The sequence below is a fragment of the Paludibaculum fermentans genome (assembly GCF_015277775.1).
In the GTDB taxonomy this organism is placed as follows: domain Bacteria; phylum Acidobacteriota; class Terriglobia; order Bryobacterales; family Bryobacteraceae; genus Paludibaculum; species Paludibaculum fermentans.
Genome location: NZ_CP063849.1, coordinates 3,028,124 through 3,044,671 on the forward strand (window position 1 = coordinate 3,028,124; position 16,548 = coordinate 3,044,671).

The following is a 16,548-nucleotide window of genomic DNA, read 5'->3' on the forward strand; positions in this document are numbered from 1 at the left end:
CTGTGCTCCTCGTGTGCCTGAGCGCGCTGCCCGCAAGGGCAGAGACGCCGGCGCAGGTGGAATCCCTGTTAGAGCTAGGGCACTACAAACGCGCCAGGGCAATTATTGAGACGCAATTGAAAGCCAACGCCAACGACGCCCAGGCGCATGCCTGGATGGCGAAGATCCTCATCAATTTCAACGACATGGAAGGCGCGCTGGCGGCGGCCGAGCGAGCCGTGGCATTGAATCCCAAGGTTGCGGCGTTCCAGGGACAGCTGGCCGAAGCCTGCGCCATGATGGCCGACAAATCGAACCCGCTCAAAGGCTATGCCTATGTGCGGCGGATGAAAAAGGCGATCGAGACGGCGCTGGCATTGGATCCGAAGAATACGGACACGATGCTGGTGGAGATGATGTTCAGCTGGAAAGCGCCCAGCATCGCGGGGGGCGACCGGAAGCAGGCTGTGCGCATTGCGGACCGAATCACGGCGATTTCACCTGTTTGGGGCTATCTTGCGCACGCACGCCTGCTGCAGGACCAAGGCCAGGACGCCGTGACGGAGAACTGGTTGCGCAAAGCGGTGCAGGCGGATCCGGGATTCTACCGGGCGCGCGCCTCGCTGGCGCGGTTCTACTGCTGTACCGCCACCAACAAGCGGCTGGATCTGGCCGAGAAAGCCGCGAACGAAGCCATCGCGGTGGATCCTTCGGCATCCGCCGGATACGAACTGCTGGCGCACGTCTTTGCCACCCAGCAGCGGTGGGCCGATCTGGAGAATGTGCTGGCGCGCGCCGAGAAAGCCGTTCCGGACGACCTGGGTGCTTACGAGGCCGCGGCTCGGGCGCTGATGGAGATCGGACAGGACTTTCGACGGGCAGAGCGGTATCTGACCAAGTACTTGGGCCAGCCGGCCGAAGGCCGCCAGCCATCGCACGCCGAGGCGCGCTGGGTGCTGGCGAACCTGTACATCAAAGAAGGCCGCAAGAGCGACGCGATCCGCGAACTGCGGGCCGCGCTCAGGATCCAGACCGACTACGAACCGGCCAAAGCAGACCTGAAGCGCATCCTGAACTCCTAACGGCGCTCAGCGAATCACCAATACATCCAGACCGCTGGCCATGCCCGCCTGACGGGCTATGCGCTGCGTCGCCTTGATGAAATCGTCCGCGTGCGCGTCCGGGATGTTGGGCACGAACTTCTGGGGATTGCGGTCGACCAGCGGGAACCACGAACTCTGCACCTGCACCATGATGCGATGGCCGCGTTTGAAGGTGTGCAGGATGTCGGGCATTACGTACTCAATCTTGACGAACTGGTTGGCCGGCAGCGCCTCGGGCTTCTCCATGGACTTGTAGAAACGGCCCCGGAAGGGTTCGCCGCGGACCAGTTGCTGGTATCCACCCATGCGAATGTTGGTCGGATTGGGGGTGGGATCGGGCGCGTCGGCGGGGTAGACATCGATCAACTTCACGACGAAATCGGAGTCGGTACCGGAAGTGGAGGCGAAGAGGTGCACATCCAGGGGGCCGCCCAGCGTGATGGCCTCTTCCAGCGGCTCGGACTGGTAGGTGAGCACGTCGGGCCGGGAGGAAGCGTGGCGCTGGTCGTCCACCATATACGTCTGGGGGACGCCGGAGGCGACGAAACTGGTGAAGGGCACGGGCTTGGCCGGGTCGCTGATGTAGGCGTCGAAGGCGGCCGGATCGGCCGGAGGTTCGAAGCCGAGTTTGCCGCCAGCCTGGAAGTAGAGCGTCTTCTTCTCGGCTCCGCGCGGCGGCCACACATCATAGCTATGCCATTCATTGCTGCCGGTGGCGAAGGCCCAGGCGGCGGGCGGCTTCCATTCCCCCTTCCCTTTCAGGAAGTACTCGAAGAACGGAAACTGGATTTTCTCGCGGAAGAACTCACCGGTCTTGACATCAAAGCGGACGGGACCGAGCGACGAACCGTCGCCGCGGGCCCAGCCGCCGTGTACCCAGGGGCCCATGACGAGAGTGACGGGGGCCTTGGGCTGATGCGCAGTGGCGGTGCGGGCCAGGCGCAAGGGTCCCTGCAGATCCTCGGCATCAAACCAGCCGCCGACCGCAAGGATGGCGGGGGTGGTGTCGTGGATGTGGGGCTCCAGGCTGCGGGTCTTCCAGAACTCGTCGTACGATGTGTGCTTCAGGTTGGCGGTCCAGTAAGGATTCTCGAAGCGGAAGTACTTTTCGTTGCTATTGGCTAGCGGGCCGAGGCCGAGGTAGTAGGCATAGTGGTCGGAGGTGCCGAACTGGAAACCCGCGTTGCGCTCAGCGGCGGGGCGCTGGGGTTCCTTATGTTCGTAGAAGAAGCGATAGAAACCGAAGTTGGCGGCCAGCATGAAGGCGCCGTTGTGGAACGAGTCGTCGCCGCGGAAGAGGTCGATCATGGGAGCCTGGGGCGAGGCGGCGACCAGGGCGGGATGGGCCCCTGGGATGGCAGCGGCGGCATAGAAGCCAGGGTAGGAGATCCCCAGAATGCCCGCCTTGCCGTTGTTGCCCTTCACATTCTTCAGCAGCCACTCGACAGTGTCATAGGTGTCGGTGCTCTCGCTCAATGTGCCGCCGTGCGGGCGCATTTCCAGAAAGACGCCTTCGCTCTCATAACGGCCCCGCACGTCCTGACATACGAAGATATATCCGGACTTCGTGAACTGCTCGCTGGGGCCGAGGCGCTCCGGATAATTCTCGATGCCGTAAGGCGAACAACTGTAAGGAGTTCTCTGCATCAGGAAGGGGTAGGTGCGAGAGGAGTCCTTGGGCACGTAGACGGCGGTGTGGAGGCGCTTGCCATCCCGCATGGGGACCTTGAACTCGTACTTGGTATACGACTCGCGGAGAGTGGCCACACCCTGGGCGGAGAGCGTAAGGGCGGCGAAGAGGAGACAGATGAAAGTACGCATCGAAGACCTGAGTCTTCTTCCAGTGTATCTACTTGTCGACACCGGTCCATCTGTAACGGTTTGGAAACCAACGGCGAGTGTGCGGAATCTAACCGGGTGTAGAGAGCCGGCACACCCCCCCAAAGACGTGCTGCTCACTCGGCAGTGCGTTGGCTGGTTCTCTCGTTAGGGCGGTCGCTCCTCCTCCGACGACCGCCCTTTTTTCGCCTTTCCCCCGGCGGAGCTACACTGAGGGCGGAGTCGAATGCAAACCATCATCGAGCCGTTTCGCATCAAGAGCGTGGAGCCTTTAAGGAGAACCACTCCAGAGGAGCGCGCCAAATACCTGGAGCAGGCCGGTTATAACCTGTTCCTGTTGCGTGCCGACGATATCCTCATCGATCTGTTGACGGATTCGGGCACGTCCGCGATGTCCACCGGACAGTGGGCCGCCATGATGCGCGGCGACGAGTCGTATGCCGGCAGCGCGAGCTATTTCCGCCTGAAGACCACGGTGGAGGATCTGACGGGGTTCCAGCACGTGATCCCGACCCACCAGGGCCGCGCCGCCGAGCGCATCCTGTTCTCCGTGCTGTGTAAGCCAGGCCACGTCGTACCAAACAACACGCACTTCGATACCACCCGCGCCAATATCGAATTCACCGGAGCCGAGGCACGCGACCTGCCACTGGCGTCGAGTGCGGATACCCAGTCGACCGGGCCATTCAAGGGCGGCATGGATGTGGAGGCGCTGGAGCGGCTGATTGAGGAATGCGGGCCCGAACGAATCCCGCTGATTATGCTAACCGTCACGAACAATTCAGGCGGTGGGCAGCCGGTTTCGATGGCGAATATCGAAGCCGTGAGCGGCGTTGCGCGGCGGCACGGCATCCGCTTCTATCTGGACGCCTGCAGGTTTGCCGAGAACGCCTGGTTCATCCGTGAGCGAGAGGAAGGGTACGCCGACTGGACGCCCAAGCAGATCGCGCAGAAGATGTTCTCGCTGGCGGACGGTTGCACGTTCTCCGCGAAGAAAGACGCCTTCGCCAATATCGGCGGTCTGCTGTGCACGAACGACCCGGCGCTGGCGCAGCAGGAAAAAGACCTGTTGATCCTGACGGAAGGGTTCCCTACCTACGGCGGCCTGGCGGGCCGCGACCTGGACGCGATCGCCGTCGGCCTGCAGGAGATCCTGGAACCGGACTACCTGGAATACCGCATCGCCTCCACCGGCTACCTGGGCCGCCACATCGCCGATCACGGAGTGCCGATCGTCGAGCCGCCGGGCGGCCACGCCATTTATATCGATGCAGGCAGGATGCTGCCGCACATTCCGACCGGTGAGTTTCCGGCGCAGTCGCTGGCCGTCGAACTCTACCGGCATGCCGGAATTCGCGGTGTGGAGATCGGCTCCGTAATGTTTGGCGAACACGCGCGGTACGAACTGCTGCGCCTGGCGATTCCGCGCCGTGTCTATACGCAGAGCCACATCGACTATGTGGTGGAAGCCATTCTGGAAGTGAACGAACGCAAGAACGAGCTGCGCGGCTACGAGATCACGCAGCAGCCTGAATTCCTGCGGCACTTCTCGTGCCGGTTCCGGCCGCTGTAATCAAGGCTGGCCGACGGGCGGCGGCGCCTTCGAAGACGGCGTCGGCTTGCCGTCAATGGTATTGGGTTCCATGAGCTCGACACGCGTGCCGTCTGGATCGTAGAGGTTCAACTGGCGTTTGCGGTTGATGCCTGTTTTCGACTCCAGGGGCCTGATATAGGCAGCCTTGCCGGGCATGAGCTCGAGCGCGGCCTTCGCCTTCTCGATATCCGGGACAAACAGGCATAGATGGTGGGCCGTGCCGCGCTTGGTGGGCTCAGCGATGGGGCCGCTGTAGAGCATGAACTCGACATAGTCGTCGCCGTCGGGCACCTTGGCGTTCACCCAACTGAGAACTTTCTCAGTACTGCTGCCGCGCCAGATCTCCTCGAAGCCCAGGATGCGGCCATAGAAATCCATGGCCTTGTCGAGTGAGCCCACGAGGATTCCGACGTGTGCGGCGCGGTCCGAGATTCGGTTGGCAGGCAGCGACTTGCCACGAGCCCTGGAACTGGCGCTATCGGATTCGTATTGCACGATCTCCACGGAGTGACCGTCTGGGTCCTGGATCATGAAATTCGAATTCCCGGTGCGGCCTTTGGGCGTGCGTTCGGGCACTTTCACGCCCTGGGACGCGAGATAAGTGCGCATCGCCTCGGCGTTGTCTACCTCCAGGGCAATGTGATTGAGCCGGTCAGTATTCGGGGCACGTTCCGGGAAGAGCTCGATGTATTGCCGCTCGTTGATCTTGAAGAAGGTCAGGGAGAGGGATCCGTCAGGCTGGGTCAGCCAGTAAGCTTCCTCATAGCCGAGCAGCCCATGATAGAAGGCTCTCGACGCCTCTACGTCCTTAGCGTAGACGGCGATATGGGCGACGCCGGTGATCTTTGGCCGTTTTACGCCCTGAGCGGAACAGACCGTGGCGAGCAGCGCGAGAAACAACGCGGATTTCATGGCTCCCGCATCATATCGCGACTGGCAGAGGAGGTATGAGCCGAATCGGTGAGGCTCGCGAACAGAAGAGCCACTCGCACGAGTCCGGCCCGCCCTCACTCATGCCGCAACGCGATCAGCGGATCCACGCGCAACGCTCGCCGCGCCGGCACGTAACACGCCAGCATCGTGATGGCCGCCAGGACAAATGCCACTGCAGCAAACGTGGGCGGATCCACGGCGCTCACGCCAAACAGCAGCTTCGTCATGAGCCGCGTCAGCCAGAGTGAGGCCGCACTCCCTACGACGATGCCTGCTCCGGCAATTCGCGCGCCTTGCGCAAACACCAGGCGCAGCACGGACCCGCGCTCAGCACCCAATGCCAACCGGATTCCGATCTCCTTCGCCCGCTGCGCCACGGAGTATGACACCACCCCGTAGATGCCGATCGCCGCCAGCACCAGCGCCAAGCCGCTGAACAGCCCTAACAGGGTCAAAGTCACGCGGCTCGTGGAAATGGACGCGTTGACCACTTCCTCCATCGTCGCGACGCCAAACACAGGCTGGTCTTTGTCGATGGAAGCGACAGCCCGTCGAATCGCCGCAACCAGCGCCGCCGGCTCCTGCTTGGATTTCACGAGCACTGTCATCGCATCGCTGGGTTTCTGACGGAACGGCAGGTACACTTCGAGTCGCGCCGGATTCGCCAGGCCATACAGCCTGGTGTCGGCCACTACGCCGACAATCGTGACCCACTCCTGTGCACGGTCCGGCCTGGGCCGGCCAAAGGCGAACCGCTTCCCCACCGGGTCCACTCCCGGGAAAAGCCGTTCCGCCACGCTCGCATTCACCATCGCCACACGTTGCGCATTCTCCCTGTCCTGTTCGAGGAAATCGCGGCCCCGCAGCAGACGGATACCGAGCGTCTTTACATAAGAGGGGCTCACGAGGTGCATGTCCGGGTGGGGAAAGCTGCCGGGTTCCGGCAAGGGCATGCCTTCAACAGTGATATCCGTGCGCCAATGGTCCTCCGTGAGAGGCACCGACGTCCCCAGCGCCGCCGATTCCACGCCGGGCAGTTCGCCTACATGGGCGAGCACCTGCTGCCAGAAGGCGATCAGAGCCGGGTCCTTCTGGTACCGCTCCGTGCGCAGATTGATCTCAAGCTTCACGACATGGTCCCCGCGGAAACCGGAATCCACTGAGAGCAGCCGGTAGAGGCTCTTCATCATCAGGCCGGCGCCGACCAGCAGGACCAGCGCCAGCGCTACCTCACTAGCCGCCAAAAGACCGCGCCACCGGTTCCGCCCGCCGGATCCGGTCGTCTTGCCGCCCTCTTTCAACTCCGACTGGACCTCGCCCCTGGCCGAGCTCAATGCCGGAGCCAGGCCGAAAACGAACATCGAGAGCACGACCAGGCCGAACGAAAATACAAGCACCGCTCCATTCATCTCTACGTTGGCGCCGGCCAGGGTCTCCGGCGGAATCAGACGCGCGATCACGGGAATCCCGGCCATGGCCAGGCTGACGCCCGCCAGTCCACCCAGCACGGCGACCAGAAAGCTCTCCGTCAGCATCTGGCGTACAATCCGGCCGCTGCTTGCCCCGATTGCGATCCGCAGCGCCATCTCCCTTGCCCGCACCGCGCCGCGCATCAGGAACAGGTTCGCCACATTCGCGCAGGCCACCAACAGCACAAAGAGCGCCGCACCGAGCAGCAGCAGCATCGATGGCCGCGCGTCTCCTGAAAACAGTTCACGCAACGGCTGCAACCGGATCCCGAACTGGGCGTTCACCTCTGGATACGCGCGCTCCAGCCGCGCGGCCAGCCCCGTCATCTCCGCCCGCGCCTGCACAGGACTGATGCCCTCGCCCAGCCGGCCCACCACCACCATTTCGCCGCGCTCGCCTCGTTCACTCACACTGCCGTTGTTGGTTGCCCAAACACCCGCGGGCTCCAGCACATCGCAGCGCTCCGACCAGCGGAATTCGGGTGGCAATACGCCGATGATCGTGTAGGCCCGGCTATCGAGGCGGATCGTGCGGCCCACTGCACCCAGGTCCGCGCCGAAATGCGACTGCCACAATGAGTAGCTCAGCAGCACGACCGGCGCTGTCCCGGCCTTTTCCTCTTCGGGCCTGAAGTCTCGCCCAGCCAGGGGCCGCACACCCATCATGGAAAGAAAGTTGGTGGAAACCGCCAGACCGGAGATGTTCTCCGGCTGTCCGCTGCCGCTCATGTTGAAGTGAACTCCGGCAACCTGCGACATCTCAGCGAAGCTGCGGCTCTGTGCGCGCCAGTCCTGGAAGTTCGGATAGGAGACGCTCACATCGCCGACGCGCGGAGTGGTCTCGTTCATCACGATCAGGCGGGCCGGGTCGCGGAACGGCAGGGGCCTCAGCACTACGCCATAAACCACGGAGAAGATCGACGTGTTTGCCCCTATGCCCAAGGCGAGGGTGAACAACGCCGCCGTCGTGAAGCCGGGCGATCTCCGCAGGGTCCGCCAGCCGTAGCGCAGATCCTGTGCCAGCGTCTCCACCAGCGCCACGCCCCGCGCGTCCCGGCACTCCTCCCGGACCTGCTCCCATCCGCCAAACTCAAGCCGGACGCGCCGCAGGGCCGCATCGCGCTCCATGCCCGACTGGATATACTTCTCCAACTGCCGGTCCATGTGAAACCGAAGCTCGTCATCCATCTGGGACTCGACGGTCTTCCGGCGGAAGAGGGAGAGAAATCGAAGGCGCAGATCAGCCCACATGACAGCCTCCTAAGCCGGCCCCAGCACTTGGGCCACCGCGGCCGTCATCCGCTGCCATGAGTCCGTTTCCGCCGCCAATTGCTGGCGGCCGCTCTTGGTGAGTTCGTAATACTTGGCCTTCCGATTGTTCTCGGAAGTGCCCCATTGCGCCTTGATCCACCCGCGCCGCTCCAGCCGGTGCAGTGCGGGATACAACGACCCCTGCTGGATCCGCAGAACATCGCTGGACATCTGCTGCACCCGCTCAGAGATCCCCCAGCCGTGTTGCGGCTCCAGTTCCAGAGTCCGGAGGATCAGCAAGTCCAAAGTGCCCTGCGGCAGTTCAATCCGATCGTTCATGGGTTCTCCCTTTCCACTTCTACAGGAACCATAACAGACGCCCCTGTAGAAGTGCAAGAGGAAGGGCTGGAGAATTGACGTGGAATGCCCGCCTGAGTGACTTCCGCTAAGCCCCGGGCTTCACTTTGCGCCGGGCGCTTTCGCAGAGCTTTCTGGCGTGGCAACCCTCGAGGTGATCGTTGACCAGCCCCATGGCCTGCATGAAGGCGTATACCGTCGTGGGCCCGACAAAGCTCCAGCCGCGTTTCTTCAGATCCTTGGACATGGCGATGGACTCCGGCGAAGTGGGCAGGATCGACTCCGGCATGCGGCGTTTGGGTTCGTATTTCCAGACATAGCTGGCAATGGAGCCAAACTCGTCGACCAATTCACACGCACGGGCGGCGTTGTTGATGGTGGACTCGATCTTGCCGCGATGGCGCACGATGCCGGCATCGGCCAGGAGCCGCTCCACATCGGCCGGCCCGAAGCGCGCCACCTTGCGGAAGTCGAAGCCGGCAAAGCCCTTGCGGAAGTCCTCGCGCTTGCGCAGGATGGTGAGCCAGCTCAGCCCGGACTGAAAGCCTTCAAGGCAGAGCTTCTCGAAGAGCCGGTGGTCGTCGAGCATCGGCATGCCCCATTCGTTGTCGTGATAGGCGACATATTCCGAGGTGGAGCCGCACCACCAGCAGCGTTGCTTCTTGTCTTCTCCGAGAGTGAGTCCAGGCACTATTTCAAACTAACATTGCGCGGCTCAATCGGCCCTGAGTGCGACCACCGGATCGATGCGGGCCGCCCGCCGCGAGGGCAAGTAGCCTGCCAAGGCGGAGACGGCCAGCAACAGGCCGATAATGCCGCCGTAGGTGGCTGCGTCGGCGGGCTTCACTTCGTAAAGCAGGGCGGCAAAGAGGCGAGTGAGGATGAGCGCTCCGATGACGCCCACCAGGAGCCCCCCCGCGGTGAGGGCCAGGGCTTCGCGCAGGACGTTCCATTGCACATGGGCAGGCTGCGCACCCAGGGCCATGCGGATTCCAATCTCGATGCCCCGTTGGGAGACGCCATACGAAATGACTCCGTAGATGCCCAGGGAAGCGAGGATGAGGGCCAGGCCGGCAAAGGCGCCCAGCAGGAGCAGCAGGAACCGGCGCGGCGAGGCGGCGCGGGCCACCAGGTCGTCCATCAGGCGGAACTCACCCAGCGGCTGGGTGGGGTCCACTGCCCAGACAGCCTGGCGTATAGCCGCAGAAGCAGCGGCTGGAGGCAGCAGGGTGCGCACCACCACATCCAGCGAAGTGATCGACCGTTGACCGGAGACAAGGTAGAACTCCCCGCCTGCCTCTTCTTCCAGCGAAGTGTGGCGAACATCCTTGACGATGCCTACGACGCGCGTGCCCGTTGGGGGGCCTATGGCGATCATTTGCCCCACCGCGTCGTTCTTTCCGAAGAGCGTGCGCGCCAGAGACTGATTCAGGATGATGACCGGCTCCCGGCCTCGAATGTCACCGCCATTGAACAGGCGGCCTGCGATCAAGGGGATATGCATCGCCTCGAAGTACCCGGGGCTGACCATGCGGACAAAACCGCCGGGCATCTCACCGGGGCCGTAGCTTTTGCCCAGGGCACCGATGCCCCAACTGCGGTCACGGTCGAAGGGCAGGGCGTCTGTGAGGCCGATTGCGGTGATGCCAGGCGCCGCGGCGATCTTCTCCCGGACGCCCAGAAAGAAAGCGTCAAGCTTTTCCGGAGCGGGGTAGCGCCCTCCCGGATCCACCCGCACCACGATGACATGCTCGGACTGGAATCCGCGATCCGCTTCCATGAGTTTGATAAAGCTCCGCATGAGAAGACCGGCACCGATCAGGAGCACGGAAGCCAATGCCACTTCGGTCGCGACCAGCCCTTTGCGAGTCCACTGGCGATTGCTCCCATCCGTCCCGCGGCCCGCCTGTTTCAAGGTTTCGAAGAGCGAACCGTTAAACAGGCTGAGCGCCGGCGCGAGGCCGAAAAGTATACCGGATGACGCTCCAACCACCGCACTGAAGAGTAGAGCCCAAAGGTTCACTTCCACCTGGCTCAGCAGGGGAACACGGCTTCCCTGCAGGCGGGCAACCATGGCGGTCGCGCCGACGGCCAGCGGCAGGCTCAACAGTACACCGGCGGCCGAGAGTAGCAGGCTCTCCGTCAGCAACTGGCGGACGACACGCAGCCGGCCGGCTCCCAGAGCTACTCGCACCGACATCTCTCGCTGGCGGGACATGGTGCGCGCCAGCATCAGATTCGCGAGGTTCACGCACATCAGCAGCAACAACAGCCCGACCGCCGCGGACATCACCGCCAGCGGCCTCTTGACCTGTCCTGAGACATGCTCCCGCAAGGTTGAAAGAGATCCCTGATAGGAACCGCCCCGTTCGGGATGAAGCTGCTTGATCGTCTTTGTGGCTTGGTCGATCTCAGCTTGCGCAGCAGAGAGCGATACCCCGGGCTTCAGGCGTCCAACGATTGCCAGAATATTTCCATAATTGCGATCGATGGTGTCGTTCATGGGAAACGGCTCCCACAGGTCGACCTTCGATCCCGGGGTAAATGTGGAAGCAAAGTCGAACCAGGCAGGCATCACCCCCGCTACGACAACGGGCACGTCGTTGATCGACACCGTGGCGCCAATCACCGCTGGATCGGCCGCGAACAACCGCCGCCAAAGCCCGTCACTGAGGAGGACCGCCTTGCGGCCATTGGCGACATACTCTTCTGGCGTGAACAGCCGCCCCAGAACAGGTTGAACACCCAGCGTTTCAAAGAAGCTGTCGGTCACGCCCAGGCCGTTCAGGCGCTCCGGAGTACCACCCGGGCGAGAGAAGTTGTAGGTGAAGTAGCCGAAGAATGCGTTGTAACCCGCCAGCTTTTCGAATGAGGTGGTGGTTTCGCGCCAGGACATGAGCGTGCCGATGCGGCTGGTGATCGAACTGGGGTCTGACGCGTCCCGGCCTTTCCCGGCATTGGCGATCCAGACCAGGCGCTCCGGTTCATGGAAAGGCAGCGGCCTGATCACCAAGGCATGGACGATGGTAAAAACCGTGGTGCTGGCAGCGATACCCAAGGCGAGGATCACGACGGCCACAGCCGTAAAGCCCATGTCACCTTTGAGCCGCCGCGCTGCATAGCGCAGGTCCTGCATCCAGCCGGCGAAGTACTCTCTGCGATCCATGCGGTGCTCCCTTTGTGTGCGTTGTTGCCGGCACATCCGGCGGAATTCCTTCAGGTCTCCGAACTGGCGGACGGCCTCGGCGCGGGCCCGATCGCGCGGCAGACCCTGCTGCATGAGCTGGCTGGTCTTCTCTTCCAGGTGGAAGCGCAGCTCATCATCCACATCGGCTGTGGGGTTGGCGCCGAAAAACCGCAGATAGCGGCGCCACATGGGCTCTTCGCGCATCAGTGGCCCACCGCCTGTGCTCCTCGGGTCGCGCTGAGGATCTTGGCGATGGCCGCGGCGTAGTGTTCCCAGGTCCGTGTTTCGCTGGCCAGGCGTTCATGGCCCGCCGGCGTCAGATGATAGTACTTCGCGCGGCGGTTGTTCTCGGAGAGGCCCCATTCGGCTTCGATCCAGCCTTTATCCTCCATGCGGTAAAGGGCCGGATATAGCGCACCCTCCTCGACCAGGATGGCTTCGTCCGTCTGCTGGCGGATCCACTGGGCGATGGCGTAGCCGTGCAAGGCTCCCCAGCTCAATGTTTTCAAGATGATAACATCCAGCGTGCCGCGTACGACGTCGAGCGATTGCTTCTGCATGCTTCCCTTAAGAACCTAAGGGGAGTATGGCGTGACCATCCCTCAGGTTTCAAGGGGAGGGAAAGTAAACTTATCGGTGAACTAAGCGACGCCCAATTGCTTCATCATCGATGCGGAGTCACGAGCGCCCCAGCGGGCCGCGATCTTGCCATTGCGAAGGTGAAACCACTCCATCGCCACCAGCGAGTAAGCCTTTCCGGTCGGCTGAATGCCTCGAAACGCCTTGGTGAAGGTGCCCTGCTCGTTGAAACGCACGGCGACGATGGAACCTTCGCCCACCATGTCCTCAATTTCCAATTGAGGGCGGTAGGCCTCATGCAATTCGCGCCAAATCCTCAAGGCAACGTCCAGTCCGCCTTGGCCGAGAACGCCATGGATTTCCACATCCTCGGTGCACAGGCCGGCGATGGCTTCGAAGTCGCCGCGGTTGAACGCTTCGACATAGGCTTTCACCGTGGTTGTGTTAACTCGAGGACTCATGACCGTGGATCTCCACGCTGTCATCTTACCCAGTCAACTTGTCGTTGAGACGCCTCGGAATCGAAAGAGAAGCAGTCTTCGGCAGGAACATCGCCCAACGGCTGGGACTGAGCCGCACGCCGCGCGATAAACCGGCGAGGCTTGCTTGTAAATGTTGATTGTAAGGTACTTATACAGATCAACGCGCAACGGCGGTGACTGACGCGCCCACCCGAGCTTCCGCCATCGCCGCTTCCAGTTCCGGGAAGTGGATGCCCGCCCGATTCAGATCTTCCCAGGCCTGGATGGTCTGCTGGAACCAGGAGCGCGCCTCCTCTGAACGACCCAGGATCCGGCAGACCTCTCCCATCTCCAACAGCGACAAAGGAACCTCCCGCCGGGTAAAAGACTGGCCGGCGGTAGCCTGCGCCGCGACCTGGCGTGCGCGGTTCACCACCTCGGATGCGATCGCCAGCGCCTCGGAAGCGCGGCCCTGCCCGGCAAGTTGCTTAGCCAAGGCGCGCTGCACTTTGAACAGTTCAAGCAGGTCAGTCGTGTTTTTGGGATCACGAGACACCAGCATGCGCATGCGCTCCAGGCCGCGGCGCAGATACTGGACGCCCTCTGCGCGCTGGCCGTGGTCCCCCAGGCGCTCTCCCAGGGCAGCCTCGGTCAACGCCATGTAGAGCTGATCGACGCCGTTGTCGGGCATCCGCTTCAAGCGGGCCTGGAAGATGTCCTTCGCACGCCGGAGGTAACTCACTGACTCAGCCCACTGGCCGGGCGCCGACAATTCCTCGCCCGCGGTGGTGAGGTACTGCCCCAGATTGCTCTCCGATGTCGCATCGCCGGAGTCCTGCGCAGCCAGGCGCTCGCCGATGCGCACGGCGGCTCGGAGGTGACTGGCTGCTTCCGCCTCGCGGCCGGAGGTGCTGCGTAGCATGTCGCCCACAATTTGGTGCGACCGGGCCAATTTACGCTGGCCGACGACACTGCCCGGGTTGGCCGCGGCGCTCCTTTCCGCATCGGCCAGGATGCTTTGGTACAGTTCGAGACTAAGCTGCCAGCGGCCCTGCCGGCGATAGATCGCCGCTAGGCCGTTGCGGACCCCAGTCTCGATTTCGTCCAGCTCCTGATTCCGGATCCCTCGCGACTTCAGGGACTGGCAGCCCTCCAGAGCCACTTGGGCGTGCTCCTCCGCACTGGCCAGGCGGTATTCCGTGCGATACAACTGCGCCAGCCGCCACTGGACCAGGGCCTTCACCTGCTCGGCATCCGGATTCGGACCACGGGTATCGATGAGCCGTTGGGTAAGCCCCGCCGCCGACAGCAGATGTTCCTGGACTTGCGCCGGATTGCCCAACTCGCCTTGCACACCGGCGATACGCTCGTGGAGGCGGGCGAGCAGGACGGCATCCTCCGGTTCAGGTTCCCCCCGGCCGCGCTTCCGTTCCAGCAGCATCCTCCCACTTTCGAGGTCGGATAACGCCTTGGCGCTCGAGTCGGCAATCTCTCCGAGGCGCAGGTACGTGGTCGCAAACTCGTTGGCCAGGGACGCGTCGTCGGCTGCCCCTTGTGCTACGAGATTCCGCAGGTAGTTCTCGACATGCGAGATGATGGCGCGGCGCGCCGGAGCGGTCCCGGGGATGTCGCGCAACTGGCTGTGCAGGTCGACGAGCACCGTTCGTGCAAAGCCACGGAGCTCCGCGAAGCGCTGTTCCGCCCGGCGCGCCTGCCGGACGGCTACCACCGTGCCCGTAATCAGCGAGGCAGCCACCAGCAAGCCCGCCGTGACCGGCCATCGATGCCGAGAGAGGAACTTCCCCAGGCTATAGAGCGGCGTGTCCGCGCGAGCCCGCACCGGCTGGCCTTCCATGTGGCGGCGCAGATCCTCGCTGAACTGTTCGACGGAACCGTAGCGGCGCTCGGCGTGTTTCCGCATCGCCATCTGCACGATGTTGTCGAGGTCTCCGGACAGGCGCCGGCGCAGGCGGGGTGGCAGATTGGGCAGTTCGCTCAGCTTCCGCGGCTCGGTCTGGCAGACGACCCGCTCCGCTTCGTGCAAACCGGGTCCGGTGACGCGATAGGGCCGTTCGCCGGCCAGAAGCTCGAAGAGCACCACCCCAAGCGAGTAGACATCGCTAGCCGTGGTGACGGCCGCGCCCTGAATCTGCTCGGGACTCGCATAGTCCGGCGTCATCATGTGGGAAGACGTCTGGACAAGATCCGTCTCGGACGGCGCGATCATCTTGGCCACGCCGAAGTCGAGCAACTTCACGCTACCGTCGGGGGTGACCAGGATGTTGGCTGGTTTGAGGTCGCGGTGGACCACAAGCTTCTGATGGGCCGATTGGACGGCCGCACAGACACTGCGCATCAGGCGCAGGCGGTCCGGCACAGATAGGTTGCGCTCCCTGACGTACTGCGTGATGGGGACGCCCTCAACGAACTCCATCACCAGGTAGGGAACGCCGTCGCTCGTGCCGCCGTCGAGCAGGCGGGCGATGTTGGGGTGGTCGAGGTCCGCGAGAATCTGACGCTCCGACCGGAACCGGCTGACAGCTTCCGGCCCGGCCAGCATGCGCGGGATTACCTTGATGGCGACTTCCTTGTGGTACTGGTCGTCGTCGCGGACGGCCCGGTAAACCACACCCATGCCACCCCGCCCAATCAGCGAGATGACACGGTAAGCGCCCAGGAGCGAACCGACCAAAGGATCCTGATCCGCCTCCGCCGCCATCGAGTCCGAAGTACTCTCAATGACATCCCGGATCAGGTCCAGAGTTGAGGCCGCGAGCATCTCCTCCACCTCGCGCCTCAACTCCTGATCGTCGCCGCAAGCCTCTTTCAGATAGCCCGGCCGCCGCTCCTCCGGCAGGTCGGCCGCAGTCTGAAAGACCTCCTCCAGCTTGTTCCAGCGCTCTGGGAGCATGCTTGCCATTCTAGCGGCGCAGCCAGCCTCCCTAGATTCTCAATCGATTCAAGACGGGCACACGGCTTGCTCTCCGTGCGCCGCCCTCGCATCCGTCGCTTACACCCTTACAAGCGGCAACGGAGGCGCCGATCGATCACGCCCGGCGGATTATTTTCGTCCCGGCTGGAAATTTTCAGGCCCTGGGCGGACCGGAGGTCATCTGCCGCTGCAGCCAGGCCTCGGCCATGCGCTGTTCGCGCCCCACTGTGGCTGTGGAGATCCCCAGAACTTCAGCCGTCTCCTCCACGCTGAGCCCGCCGAAATAGCGCAATTCAACGACTCGGCCCTTGCGCGGATCCAGCTTCTCCAATTCGCTGAGTGCGTCATCGAGGGTGGCCAGCAGCGCCGGCCGTTCGGCGCTCGAGGAGATGGCCTCGTTCCATTCGACTCTCTGCACTTCGCCGCCGCGCTTCAACCTTGCTTTCGAGCGGGCGTAGTCGACCAGGATCAACCGCATGAGATGAGCCGCCACGCCGTAGAAGTGGGCACGGCTCTTCCAGTCCTTTTCCCGCTGGTCCACCAGGCGCAGGTAGGCTTCGTGCAGCAATGCCGTGGGCTGCAGCGTATGGCCCTCGCGCTCACGGCGCAGGAAGCCGGAGGCGATACGCCGCAGTTCGTGGTAAACGAGTGGGGTAAGTTCTTCCAGGGCATTGGCTTCCCCGCTCTGCCATTGACGCAGGAGACGAGTAACGGCCTCGCTATCGGGAGTCACAGGCGATCTCCCGCCAGACATCCGTCCATCCGCCGGTCGCAGGGCGTAACCATGAAAGAATCAATAGCTTAGCCTGAATCGGCAGCCTCTCGCAATCAGGCGGATCAGGCGCACGCCAGGCGTGACTCCAG

General features: G+C 63.1%; 12 protein-coding genes. 2 read left to right on the forward strand and 10 right to left on the reverse strand.

The features are described 5' to 3' along the window. Positions 1-56 precede the first annotated feature (56 nt). Positions 57-1,061, forward strand: a complete 1,005-nt coding sequence (locus tag IRI77_RS11815) for a tetratricopeptide repeat protein (protein ID WP_194452259.1) — start codon at positions 57-59, stop codon at positions 1,059-1,061. A 6-nt stretch (positions 1,062-1,067) separates the two neighbouring features. Here IRI77_RS11815 and IRI77_RS11820 read toward each other — a convergent pair whose 3' ends face one another. Then, positions 1,068-2,903, reverse strand: a complete 1,836-nt coding sequence (locus IRI77_RS11820) for a CocE/NonD family hydrolase (protein ID WP_194452260.1) — start codon at positions 2,901-2,903, stop codon at positions 1,068-1,070. Between the two features lie 244 nt (positions 2,904-3,147). Between IRI77_RS11820 and IRI77_RS11825 the strand changes: the two genes are divergently transcribed. Beyond that, a complete protein-coding gene (locus IRI77_RS11825) occupies positions 3,148-4,494 on the forward strand; it encodes a tryptophanase (protein ID WP_194452261.1) in 1,347 nt (448 codons plus the stop codon). Here the strand turns inward: IRI77_RS11825 and IRI77_RS11830 are convergent, their stop codons facing one another. From IRI77_RS11830 to IRI77_RS11870, 9 genes are all read right to left on the reverse strand, one after another. Further along, on the reverse strand, positions 4,495-5,427 hold the full coding sequence (locus IRI77_RS11830) for a VOC family protein (protein WP_194452262.1): 933 nt from the start codon (positions 5,425-5,427) through the stop codon (positions 4,495-4,497). 95 nt (positions 5,428-5,522) lie between these two features. Beyond that, a complete protein-coding gene (locus IRI77_RS11835; RefSeq protein WP_194452263.1) occupies positions 5,523-8,168 on the reverse strand; it encodes an ABC transporter permease in 2,646 nt (881 codons plus the stop codon). Positions 8,169-8,177: 9 nt separating this feature from the next. Then, positions 8,178-8,507 (reverse strand): PadR family transcriptional regulator, encoded by a 330-nt coding sequence (locus tag IRI77_RS11840; protein ID WP_194452264.1) that lies wholly within the window; start codon positions 8,505-8,507, stop codon positions 8,178-8,180. A gap of 106 nt (positions 8,508-8,613) precedes the next feature. Beyond that, a complete protein-coding gene (locus IRI77_RS11845) occupies positions 8,614-9,216 on the reverse strand; it encodes a DNA-3-methyladenine glycosylase I (protein WP_228486699.1) in 603 nt (200 codons plus the stop codon). 24 nt (positions 9,217-9,240) lie between these two features. Then, positions 9,241-11,916: an ABC transporter permease gene (locus IRI77_RS11850; RefSeq protein ID WP_194452265.1), complete on the reverse strand. Its 2,676-nt coding sequence runs from the start codon at positions 11,914-11,916 to the stop codon at positions 9,241-9,243. Continuing rightward, a complete protein-coding gene (locus IRI77_RS11855; protein WP_194452266.1) occupies positions 11,916-12,272 on the reverse strand; it encodes a PadR family transcriptional regulator in 357 nt (118 codons plus the stop codon). Before IRI77_RS11855 ends, IRI77_RS11850 begins: the two co-directional genes overlap by 1 nt. Before the next feature lie 81 nt (positions 12,273-12,353). After that, on the reverse strand, positions 12,354-12,752 hold the full coding sequence (locus IRI77_RS11860) for an ester cyclase (protein ID WP_194452267.1): 399 nt from the start codon (positions 12,750-12,752) through the stop codon (positions 12,354-12,356). A 178-nt stretch (positions 12,753-12,930) separates the two neighbouring features. Then, a complete protein-coding gene (locus tag IRI77_RS11865) occupies positions 12,931-15,663 on the reverse strand; it encodes a serine/threonine protein kinase (RefSeq protein ID WP_194452268.1) in 2,733 nt (910 codons plus the stop codon). A gap of 175 nt (positions 15,664-15,838) precedes the next feature. Continuing rightward, entirely contained in the window at positions 15,839-16,417 is a 579-nt protein-coding gene (locus tag IRI77_RS11870) for a sigma-70 family RNA polymerase sigma factor (protein ID WP_228486700.1), read from the reverse strand. Positions 16,418-16,548 lie beyond the last annotated feature (131 nt).

Excerpts from the sequence above, each read along its gene's own strand:
- IRI77_RS11820 (WP_194452260.1), bottom strand. The coding sequence starts at position 2,903 with ATGCGTACTTTCATCTGTCTCCTCTTCGCCGCCCTTACGCTCTCCGCC.
- IRI77_RS11825 (WP_194452261.1), top strand. The coding sequence starts at position 3,148 with ATGCAAACCATCATCGAGCCGTTTCGCATCAAGAGCGTGGAGCCTTTA.
- IRI77_RS11830 (WP_194452262.1), bottom strand. The coding sequence starts at position 5,427 with ATGAAATCCGCGTTGTTTCTCGCGCTGCTCGCCACGGTCTGTTCCGCT.
- IRI77_RS11835 (WP_194452263.1), bottom strand. The coding sequence starts at position 8,168 with ATGTGGGCTGATCTGCGCCTTCGATTTCTCTCCCTCTTCCGCCGGAAG.
- IRI77_RS11840 (WP_194452264.1), bottom strand. The coding sequence starts at position 8,507 with ATGAACGATCGGATTGAACTGCCGCAGGGCACTTTGGACTTGCTGATC.
- IRI77_RS11850 (WP_194452265.1), bottom strand. The coding sequence starts at position 11,916 with ATGCGCGAAGAGCCCATGTGGCGCCGCTATCTGCGGTTTTTCGGCGCC.
- IRI77_RS11855 (WP_194452266.1), bottom strand. The coding sequence starts at position 12,272 with ATGCAGAAGCAATCGCTCGACGTCGTACGCGGCACGCTGGATGTTATC.
- IRI77_RS11860 (WP_194452267.1), bottom strand. The coding sequence starts at position 12,752 with ATGAGTCCTCGAGTTAACACAACCACGGTGAAAGCCTATGTCGAAGCG.
- IRI77_RS11865 (WP_194452268.1), bottom strand. The coding sequence starts at position 15,663 with ATGCTCCCAGAGCGCTGGAACAAGCTGGAGGAGGTCTTTCAGACTGCG.